This is a genomic window from Pseudomonas sp. NPDC096917 (assembly GCF_044762555.1).
Taxonomy (GTDB): Bacteria; Pseudomonadota; Gammaproteobacteria; order Pseudomonadales; family Pseudomonadaceae; genus Aquipseudomonas.
In genome coordinates this window covers 1-9701 of record NZ_JBIWEO010000037.1, presented here as the reverse complement: position 1 = coordinate 9701, position 9701 = coordinate 1, and the positions used below count along the sequence as shown (strand labels likewise).

The window sequence follows — 9701 nt, the reverse complement described above, 5'->3', positions numbered from 1 at the left end:
TGCCTGGGCAATGACAAAGAGACCGTCTCCGCTAACCTGCGTGCAAGTCGCCCTGGTATCCGATTCAACCCGGAATATGCCGAAATGGGTCTGCGTAGCCAGGTTTCCGGCTCCATTGACCTGAACCTCGAAGAGCTGATCGATCGCAAGATTTATCGTTTCGTTGGCCACGCAGCTGCTTACGCTTACCTGGCCATGAAAGACGCCATCACTGATTCGGGCCTGACCGAGGAGCAAGTCTCCAATACGCGTACTGGCCTGATCGCCGGTTCCGGCGGCGCGTCGACCTTGAATCAGATGGAAGCGCTCGACATCCTGCGCGAAAAAGGCGTCAAGCGCGTCGGCCCATACCGTGTAACGCGGACCATGAGCAGCACTGTTTCGGCTTGTCTGGCGACCCCGTTCAAAATCAAGGGCCTGAACTACTCCATCGCTTCTGCCTGCGCCACCAGTGCTCACTGCATCGGTAACGCCATGGAACAGATTCAGATGGGCAAGCAGGACATCGTTTTCGCTGGCGGCGGTGAAGAAGAGCATTGGAGCCAATCGTTCCTGTTCGATGCCATGGGCGCACTGTCGAGCCAGTACAACGAAACCCCGGAAAAAGCTTCCCGCGCCTATGACGCCAAGCGTGACGGTTTTGTCATTGCCGGTGGTGGTGGCATGGTGGTGGTTGAGGAGCTGGAACATGCTCTGGCCCGGGGTGCCAAGATCTACGCTGAAATCGTTGGCTACGGCGCAACGTCTGACGGCTACGACATGGTTGCACCGAGCGGCGAAGGCGCTATCCGCTGCATGCAAATGGCAATGTCGACCGTTGATACCCCCATCGACTACATCAACACACACGGCACATCGACTCCGGTCGGCGACGTAGCCGAGATGAAAGGCATTCGTGAAGTCTTCGCAGACAAAGCGCCACCTATCAGCTCGACCAAAAGCCTGTCGGGCCACTCCTTGGGCGCTGCCGGCGTTCACGAAGCGATCTACTGCATGCTGATGATGGAAGGCAACTTCATTGCCGGCTCCGCCAACATTGAAGAGCTGGATCCGGCTGTCGCTGACATGCCAATCCTGACCAAGACGCGTGAAGATGCCACTATCAACACCGTTATGAGCAACAGCTTCGGCTTCGGTGGCACTAACGCCACTCTGGTGCTGAAGCGCTGGGAAGGCAAGTAAGCCCTCCGCACGCTCAATAAAAAAGCCCCGGTCGGGGCTTTTTTTTGCCTCATGGAACGTACCGCTCGCAGGGTGCTCTATAAAGATCAAGACCTTTATCACTCCACTCCGAGGTTTGCCATGACTGTTACCGTTAATACCGCGTCCCACGAAGGTTTTCGTCACAGCATTAAAATCGACGATCACGAAGTGTTCACGGATCTCCCCAAAACATTGGGTGGCGAAGGCTGCGCCCCAAGCCCGCATGATTATTTCGATGCTGCCCTGGGCGCGTGCAAGGCATTGACCCTCAAGCTGTATGCGCAAAAGAAAGACATCCCGCTCACGGGCGTCACGGTTGAAGTCAAGCACGATGCCAGCGAAGAGCAAAATGGCAAATATGCACTGCACGTCAAACTGACCCTCAAGGGCGTGTTAACGGACGCACAACGCCATGAACTGCATAACGTGGCGGACAAATGCCCCGTGCATAAGTTGATGACCACGGCCGATGTCACCATCGAAACCCACTTATCTGAAGGCGCGTTCAGCCAGTAAGGCCGGACTCGGAGCGTTGGGCTATGCTCAACGCTTGTTCTATTCCAGGGCTGGCCCATGCCTACATTCACCGTGATTAAGCCACGCGCCGAGGATGTTGAGGGCCAGCCTATCTTGCGCCCGCTGCCTTCGGCCAGATGCCGCAGTGTCGGGCCCTTTGTGTTTTTCGATCACATGCTGGCGACGCATTATCCACCCGGTAACGGGATGAATATCCGACAGCATCCGCACATTGGCCTGTCCACACTGACCTATCTGTTTGAAGGCCAACTGCAACACAAAGACAGCTTGGGCTCGGACCAGCAGGTTGGGCCGGGTGAAGTCAGCTGGATGACAGCCGGCGCGGCGATTGCCCACATTGAACGTACCCCCTCCTCGCTACTGACACAGGGCTCGACCTTAAATGGGCTACAGGTGTGGCTGGCGTCGCCCAAAGAACATGAGCAAGGTAAAGGACTGTATAGCCACCACACTGCCGAGAGCTTGCCCGTGAGCGATAACCTGGGTGTAAGGATACGGTTAATAGCAGGTTCAGGCTTTTGTCTGACATCACCCGTGCCGGTGTTATCGCCTACGTTGTACGCCGAAGTGAAGATGCAAACCGCCACGACACTGCTTATTCCGGCCGAACATCAGGAGCGGGCGCTGTATGTGTTGCAAGGCGATGCGCTGCTGGAAAGCCAGCCCCTTGAACCCCGTACTCTAGTACTGCTGCCTGCCGGGGAAGAGCTGACGTTGTGTGCTGAAAGTGACTGCCACGCAGTGCTGATCGGTGGCGCGCCGCTGGATGGACCACGGCGCATGAACTGGAACTTTGTTGCCAGCGACCCCGCGCTGATTGAACGGGCCAGAACACGCTGGGCGGCAGGTGATTGGCCGACCGTCCCCGGAGAAGACGGTCGGATCGAACTTCCCTGAGAGCCTGTGCGCGGCTTACAAGACCATGGCGGCGAGCCAACCAAAAGCCAGCAGCGGCAGGTTGTAATGCAGGAACGTCGGGACCACGGTGTCCCAAATATGATGGTGCTGGCCGTCAATGTTCAAACCGGAAGTCGGGCCCAAGGTTGAGTCTGACGCAGGAGACCCCGCATCGCCCAAGGCCCCCGCCGTTCCAACGATACAAACGATGGCCATTGGGCTGAAGCCCAACTGCACGCACAGCGGGACGAAAATCGCCGCCAGGATCGGTACGGTCGAAAACGAAGAGCCAATACCCATGGTGACCAGCAAGCCAACCAAGAGCATCAGTAATGCACCTAAGCCTTTGCTGTGATTGATCCACCCCGCAGAGGCTTCAACCAGTGATTTCACCTCGCCAGTGGCTTTCATGACTTCAGCAAAACCTGAGGCGGCAATCATGATGAAACCAATCATGGCCATCATTTTCATGCCTTCGGTGAACAGGTCATCTGTCTCGCGCCAACGCACAATGCCCGACACCGAGAAAATCAGAAAACCGGCCAGTGCACCGATAATCATCGAACCCAGCCATAGCTGAATAATGAACGCTGCGGCGATGGCTACCCCGGCCACCAGCAGGGTTATCGGGTTGTAGCTAACGCTTGTTTGTTCGACTTGCTCGATTTTGGCCAAATCATAGTCGCGCTTTTTGCGATAGCTGATAAACACCGCGACCAACAGGCCAAACAGCATGCCTAACGCAGGAATTGCCATGGCATGGGTGACATTGACATGGCTGATGTCGACGCCACTTTTACTGACGTTGGCGAGCAAGATTTGATTGAGGAAAATATTGCCAAACCCTACAGGCAGGAACATGTAGGGCGTGATCAAGCCAAAGGTCATGACGCAGGCGATCAAACGGCGGTCAATCTTCAGTTTGGTCAGTACATACAGCAGGGGCGGAACCAGTAAGGGAATAAACGCGATGTGAATGGGCAGGATGTTTTGTGAGCAAATGGCTACCACCAGCAACAAGCCTATCAATAGCCATTTGATTTGGTTGCCACCGATCCCCTGCTGTTTATTGACCATGACCAAGGCTTTATCAGCCAATGCATGAGCCAGCCCGGACTTGGCTATCGCGACCGCGAAGGCGCCGAGCATGGCGTAGGACAACGCAACGGTTGCCCCGCCGCCCAAGCCGCTGTTGAACGCATCAAGCGTGGCTTCGATGCTCAGCCCCCCGACGAGACCGCCAACGACGGCCCCCACAATCAAGGCGATCACGACATGCACACGGGACAGACTGAGCACCAACATGATGCCGACCGCGGCAATTACTGCATTCATCATTACAACCTCATAGTTCGCATGACGATAAAAACACCGTAAAGCGGGAAATTCCGGGCAATAGACTGCTATTCCAGTCGCCGGATTTGGAAGGAAGGACTTATTTGAGGGCGCACACTTTGCAGCAGCATCGCCGCCTTGTCAAAGCGCAAGCCTGCCGCTATCGAAATCCATGAGATAAACCGTTTTAACCTTAGTGTTTACAGGGCTTACGCATGTTTTTTTAATGCGATTCTTTGGTTCTGTTCATAAAGAAATATGTGGGTCTGCCGTTAACGGGGTAAGCCTCTCTTTAGGATGTTTCCATGTCGCTCAGACAGCTTTCCATTCAATGGAAAATCACCCTCCTCGCCGGGCTCTGCCTCGTGGGCGTTGTCGCCCTGCTGGTGGGGCTTTCTCTCTACCGCATGGAGTACACCTCCAGCCTTGTAGAGGCCTCAAGCGCGAAGATGCTTGATGAGTCCGCTCAAGCGCGTATTGAAGCGCAGGGGGAAGCACAGGCCCAGGCCATTAGCCGTCAGTTTATGGACGCCTACCAATACGGCAACGGGTTTGCCCGCCAAGTCCTGTTTTTGCGTGAGCAATCTGAAAAACGCTTTTTGGATGCATTCGATCTTCGCGAAGACCTGACTCGCCAAGTCAAGTCGGCACTGCAGGCCAACTCTGACTTATTGGGTTTATCGCTGGTTTTTGAGGCCAATGCACTGGATGGCAAAGATCAGTTGTTTGACCAACAACACGTGCTTGGAAGCAATGAAAAGGGCCGTTTCGCCCTCTATTGGTCGCAACCGACACCGGGCAAATTGACGTCAATGGCATTGCCTGAATCCGACATGACTGACACCAGTATCGGACCTAGCGGCCAAGCCAATAACTCATGGTTTACCTGCCCGCGCACGACACTCAAGCCGTGCATCATCGAACCTTACTTCTATGAAATTGACGGGCAAAAAGTGCTGATGACCAGCATCGTTTTCCCATTGATGGTCAACGGCAAGGTGATTGCCTCGCTTTCGGTTGATATTAATCTCAACAGTTTGCAGGCCATGAGTCTGGAAGCAAGCAAGAAGCTGTACGACGGGCAAACCCATGTGAGCATTATCAGCTCGGCCGGGGTGCTGGCCGGTTTCAGTGCTGATGCCAGCAAGCTCAGCCAGCGTCTGGGCCAGATAGACCCGGACGATGGCGCTCAATTGATGGGGATGATGGCTGGCGGGGACCGAACACATAGCATCCGCAGCTCTCAGCGCCTGAAAGTGCTGACACCGTTTTTTCCGATTCCAGGCAGCAAAGCCTGGGGCGTATTGCTCGACGTACCTGAGCAGGTATTAGTAGGACCTGCCCAAGCGCTGCAAGCTGAGCTGAAAGAGCGCAATACTGACGGCACCCTGATTGAACTTGGCCTGGGCTCACTGGCGGCGGTCATGGGTCTGTTGCTGGTGTGGCTGATGGCCCGTAGCGTTACCCGGCCTATCCTGAGCGTCGCGCACATGCTTGAAGACATTGCCAGCGGTGAAGGGGATCTGACGCGTCGGCTGGCCTACGACAAAAAAGACGAACTGGGCCAACTGGCCGGCTGGTTCAACCGTTTCCTGGACAAGCTGCAACCAATCATTGCCGAGGTTAAACGCTCGGTACAGGATGCTCGCAGCACCGCCGATCAGTCAGCGTCTATTGCCACCCAAACCAGCGCCGGCATGGAGCAGCAATACCGTCAGGTCGATCAGGCCGCCACGGCGTCTCATGAGATGAGCGCAACCGCTCAAGACGTCGCACGCAGCGCAGCACAGGCCGCACAAGCAGCGCGGGATGCTGATCAGGCAACGCGTCAGGGCTTGACCATTATTGATCGCACCACCTCCAGCATTGATCACTTGGCTGCCGACATGAGTGTGGCCATGAGACAAGTTGAAGGGCTGGCGGCCAACAGCGAGAAAATCGGCACTGTACTGGAGGTGATTCGCGCGATTGCCGAACAAACTAACTTACTCGCCTTGAATGCGGCGATTGAGGCAGCACGGGCGGGAGATGCGGGTCGCGGGTTCGCCGTGGTGGCAGATGAAGTGCGTAATCTGGCGCGACGGACTCAGGAGTCGGTCGAGGAAACGCGTCAGGTGATTGAACAGCTGCAAGTCGGTACTCAAGAGGTCGTGACATCGATGGGCAACAGTCATCGCCAAGCTCAAGGCAGCGTGGAGCAAGTAGGACACGCGGTGACGGCCTTGCAACAAATCGGTGAGGCGGTAACGGTGATTACCGACATGAACTTGCAGATTGCCAGCGCAGCGGAAGAGCAAAGTGCTGTGGCCGAAGAGATTAACCACAACGTAGCCACTATTCGCGATGTTACGGAATCATTGTCTGGGCAAGCCAATGAGTCTGCACGCGTTAGCCAGTCGCTTAATTCGCTGGCTAACCAACAACAGAAACTGATGGATCAGTTCCGCGTCTGAGGTGCTAGAAAACAAGCGACGGCGACTATCGGGTAGCCGTCGTCTTTAATGCTTGCGCCCTTGCAGTTTGATGACCACCTGAAGCCCGCCCAGGGTTCCGGTTTCAAGCTGCATCTCCCCTCCCCAGGCCTCTACAATGTCGCGCACGATGCCCAAACCCAAGCCATGACCGCTGGTTTGTTCGTCTAGACGGGTACCTCGACTGAAAACCTGATCATGTTCGGCTTCAGGAATACCAGGACCATCGTCCTGAACCTCAATGATAAAACCGTTCGAGGCTTGACGAATCGTCAGCTCTACCTGAGCGTCAGCCCATTTGCAGGCGTTATCCAATAGGTTGCCAAGCAATTCGAGCATGTCCTCACGGTCCCAGGGCATGTGCAGCCCCGGTGAAGCATTTAGCTTGAGCTCGAGGTGATCGCCATGAATCATGCCGAGGGTGGACAGCAAAACGGACAGCTCTGCATCCGCGTCAAACTGAGCGCCCGGCAATGCATCTCCTGCCAGACGCGCACGGTTAAGCTCTCGACTCATGCGTTGCTGTATGTGTTCCAACTGCTCACGCAGCCGTTGCTGTAGGTCTGGGCAGTCCTCCAGTCGTTTGTCATTGAGTGAACTGTATAAGACGGCCAGAGGGGTTTTTAGTGCATGCCCCAAATTGCCCAGCGCATTGCGCGAGCGCTTTAGGGTGTCTTCGGTATGGGCCAGCAGATCATTGATTTGCGTCACCAGGGGTTCAAGCTCAAGAGGCACCCGTGCATCAAGCTGTGAGCGCTGACCTGACTGCAACTGAACAATTTGTTTGCGCGCTGTCTCCAGCGGCCGGAGTGCTCGACGAACCGTGAGCCGCTGAATTAGCAAGATGATCATGAGCGTCAAGATGCCAATGCCCAAACCGATGCGTTGCACCTGCTTGAAACTTTCACGTATCGGTGTGTAGTCCTGAGCCACGGTGATTGAAACTGGCTGGCCAAAGCGCTGGTAGTCACTGCGTAGAAGTAGCAGCATTTGCCCTTCCGGGCCAGGCTGCAGCGTGCTGTCCGGTCCTGGTTGGCTGGGTCGAGGCAGTTGTGCGTCCCACAACGAGCGCGAGCGCCAATGGGTGTCGCCAAATTCAATGCTGAAGTAGTGGCCAGAAAAAGGGCGCTGGTAGGCGGGCGAGAGCCGCCGCTCATCCAGTTGCAGACCTTGAGAACCGCGGATCAGTGCGGCTAACAAATTTTCGCTGTCATTCTGCAGGCCGGATTCAAGATAACGTTGAAGGCCATTTTCAAATAACCAGAAACTCACTTGGCTGACCACCAAACCCGCCACCAACAGGACACTGACCAGACCAATGCTCAAGCGCCGCTGGATGGATTTCACTGGCCAGCAGCCCCGAACATGTAGCCTTGACCGCGACGGGTTTCTATTACCGAGCGGCCTAACTTGCGGCGTAGGTGGTTCACATGAACCTCAAGCACATTCGAGTCGCGTTCTGTTTCACCGTTGTAGAGATGCTCAGCCAGATGGCTTTTCGAGAGGATCTGCTGAGGATGAAGCATGAAGTACCTCAGGAGTCGAAACTCGGCGGCAGTCAGCTGTACTTCTGCCCCATCATTGATAACGCATTGGCGCGACTCATCCAGATGCAGTCCTGCTGACTTGAGCAGGGGCTGATTTGTCTGTCCGTGAGAGCGGCGTAATAACGCCTGAACCCGCAACTGCAATTCTTCAGGATGAAACGGTTTGGTCACGTAGTCGTCAGCTCCGGCCTTGAGACCCTCAATGCGTTCAGACCATGAACTGCGGGCGGTCAGAATCAACACTGGCGTATTCACCCCCTCTGCACGCCATTGTTTGAGCACGTCGATGCCAGGGACTCCCGGCAGGCCCAAATCAAGAACAATCAGGTCATACGGCTCGCTCTTACCCTGATAAACGGCATCGCGGCCGTCGGCCAACCAATCTACCGCGTACCCCAAGCGTTTTAACCCAGCTATCAGTTCGTCTGCCAAGGGGACGTGATCTTCTACAAGCAACAGCCGCATTAATCATCAACCTTATCTTTGAGCAATTGGCCATCTGCGGCATTGAGCTTGAGCTCCCGAACGACACCGCTGGGCGTCAGTAACTCAACTTCATACACATAAATATCGTCATCTTCCTCCAGCTCGACTTCCAGCAGCTTTGCATCCGGGTAGCGCTTAATAGCCTTTTGGAGCACTTGTTCCAAGGGCAGGATCACGCCTTGCTCACGCAAACGTAACGCTTCGTCCTGCCCCAAGTCTCGCGAGAGGGCCACAGAACAGAATGCGAAGAATATAAGTGCAACAACCCCGCGAACGTAAACACTCACTGTCATCACTTACCTCTTGCTTCGTACCATGCGTAGTGGCACGTGAAAAAACGAACTATATCTCCGCGGCCTTAATCGAAACTGAATTCTTTGGACCGGCAGGCGGATAACTGAACGCGCTTTTTTCGCTCGCAACGCGTTAGCTGCTAAACTGCCGTCCTGCATTCATCGCCAAGGCGATAGCCACTTCTTCAGAGCTATAAACACCGTGGAAATTTTTAAAGAGTTTACCTTTGAATCAGCGCATCGTTTGCCTTACGTTCCGGAAGGCCACAAGTGCGGCCGTTTACACGGGCATTCGTTCAAGGTTGCAATTCATTTGAGCGGCGAGATTGCTCCTGAAACAGGCTGGATCCGCGACTTCTCGGAAATCAAAGCAATTTTCAAACCGCTTTATGAACAGCTCGATCACAACTATTTGAACGATATTCCAGGCTTGGAAAACCCGACCAGCGAAGTATTGGCCAAATGGATTTGGCAGCAATTGAAACCTCTGCTTCCAGAGCTGTCCGCGATTCGAATTCATGAAACGTGCACGAGCGGCTGTATTTATTACGGCGACTAAGCTACTCAGATAGAACCACCTTGAATGGTCAATGCTGTTCACTTAAGAACTGCGCAAGACCCACTGTACGAACGAAAGTGCTCACGATTTTTTAAAAGATCAAAAGATCGCGAGCATGCTCACTCCTACAGGGTCTGTTTCACATTAAGTGGCAGTATTACACTTTGGACGGTGGTTTTTTTGTGCCCGAAATTTGAGCTGCAAGCCAGCGCGGGGGCACAGAAGGATGTATGTCCAGTACTTTAGTTGTCACGCTGCTCACTTAAGTACTGCACGAGGCCACTGTGAGCGAGCCTGTCTCGCGGTCTTTTGATCTTTAACGATCTTTCAAAAACCACAAAACAAGCTCACTCCTACCAGGCCAGCGGTCACG

9 protein-coding genes and 1 pseudogene are annotated in these 9701 nt (G+C 54.7%); 6 read left to right on the top strand and 4 right to left on the bottom strand.

What is annotated here, in order from left to right; genetic code table 11:
* The 3 genes from fabB to ACIQYF_RS23415 form a co-directional block, all read left to right on the top strand.
* On the top strand, nt 1-1182 hold a 1182-nt coding region (gene fabB, locus ACIQYF_RS23425; RefSeq protein WP_402866599.1), incomplete at its 5' end, for a beta-ketoacyl-ACP synthase I.
* Nucleotides 1183-1302: 120 nt separating this feature from the next.
* Nucleotides 1303-1719: an OsmC family protein gene (locus ACIQYF_RS23420; protein ID WP_402866596.1), complete on the top strand. Its 417-nt coding sequence runs from the start codon at nt 1303-1305 to the stop codon at nt 1717-1719.
* 57 nt (nt 1720-1776) lie between these two features.
* On the top strand, nt 1777-2637 hold the full coding sequence (locus tag ACIQYF_RS23415; protein WP_402866593.1) for a pirin family protein: 861 nt from the start codon (nt 1777-1779) through the stop codon (nt 2635-2637).
* Between the two features lie 15 nt (nt 2638-2652).
* Here ACIQYF_RS23415 and ACIQYF_RS23410 read toward each other — a convergent pair whose 3' ends face one another.
* Nucleotides 2653-3972, bottom strand: a complete 1320-nt coding sequence (locus tag ACIQYF_RS23410; RefSeq protein ID WP_402866606.1) for a Na+/H+ antiporter family protein — start codon at nt 3970-3972, stop codon at nt 2653-2655.
* A gap of 305 nt (nt 3973-4277) precedes the next feature.
* Between ACIQYF_RS23410 and ACIQYF_RS23405 the strand changes: the two are divergent.
* Both ACIQYF_RS23405 and ACIQYF_RS23400 read left to right on the top strand, forming a co-directional pair.
* Nucleotides 4278-5567, top strand: a pseudogene (locus ACIQYF_RS23405) (HAMP domain-containing protein); the annotation flags it as partial.
* A 102-nt stretch (nt 5568-5669) separates the two neighbouring features.
* Nucleotides 5670-6425, top strand: coding sequence for a methyl-accepting chemotaxis protein (locus ACIQYF_RS23400; RefSeq protein WP_402866602.1), 756 nt, complete (start codon nt 5670-5672; stop codon nt 6423-6425).
* A 45-nt stretch (nt 6426-6470) separates the two neighbouring features.
* Here the strand turns inward: ACIQYF_RS23400 and ACIQYF_RS23395 are convergent, their stop codons facing one another.
* The 3 genes from ACIQYF_RS23395 to ACIQYF_RS23385 are packed head-to-tail and all read right to left on the bottom strand — an operon-like array spanning nt 6471 to nt 8769.
* Nucleotides 6471-7790 carry a sensor histidine kinase gene (locus ACIQYF_RS23395; RefSeq protein ID WP_402866590.1) on the bottom strand — a complete coding sequence of 440 codons (1320 nt, stop codon included), beginning with the start codon at nt 7788-7790 and terminating at the stop codon, nt 6471-6473.
* The gene (locus ACIQYF_RS23390) at nt 7787-8455 is read right to left on the bottom strand and encodes a response regulator transcription factor (RefSeq protein WP_402866587.1); all 669 of its coding nucleotides are present in this window, start codon (nt 8453-8455) and stop codon (nt 7787-7789) included. The genes ACIQYF_RS23395 and ACIQYF_RS23390 overlap by 4 nt, the downstream gene beginning before the upstream one ends.
* Nucleotides 8455-8769: a PepSY domain-containing protein gene (locus ACIQYF_RS23385; RefSeq protein ID WP_402866584.1), complete on the bottom strand. Its 315-nt coding sequence runs from the start codon at nt 8767-8769 to the stop codon at nt 8455-8457. Before ACIQYF_RS23385 ends, ACIQYF_RS23390 begins: the two co-directional genes overlap by 1 nt.
* A 202-nt stretch (nt 8770-8971) precedes the next feature.
* Between ACIQYF_RS23385 and queD the strand changes: the two genes are divergently transcribed.
* Entirely contained in the window at nt 8972-9328 is a 357-nt protein-coding gene (gene queD / locus ACIQYF_RS23380; protein ID WP_402866581.1) for a 6-carboxytetrahydropterin synthase QueD, read from the top strand.
* The last annotated feature ends 373 nt before the right edge of the window (nt 9329-9701 follow it).